The following is a 256-nucleotide window of genomic DNA, read 5'->3' on the forward strand; positions in this document are numbered from 1 at the left end:
GCCCAGGGGCGGGCGCAGATCACCAGGGGCACGCCGGTGGCCTGAAGGATGCGCAGGCTGGGCAGGCTCATGCAGACATCACCCACCCAATTGGGCAGGCGGACGGAAAGGCAACTGATTTCGGACATGGACGGGCGCGACGCGCAATTAGGGCTGAAGGACGGGGGCGGGCGCCGCGCTGCAGCGCGTAGCCGGTACAATCCCGGGCACAATTGTATTAAAGCGAGTGATTCCTTGAATTCTGCCGCACGCAACG

The 256-nt window shown here is 64.5% G+C and carries 1 pseudogene; it reads right to left on the minus strand.

The window, feature by feature from the left end:
- Positions 1–128, minus strand: a pseudogene (locus tag SB751_RS32745) (heptosyltransferase); the annotation flags it as partial.
- Positions 129–256: the final 128 nt, after the last annotated feature.

Origin of the sequence: Cupriavidus sp. SIMBA_020, from assembly GCF_046535395.1 — a bacterium.
In the GTDB taxonomy this organism is placed as follows: domain Bacteria; phylum Pseudomonadota; class Gammaproteobacteria; order Burkholderiales; family Burkholderiaceae; genus Cupriavidus; species Cupriavidus campinensis.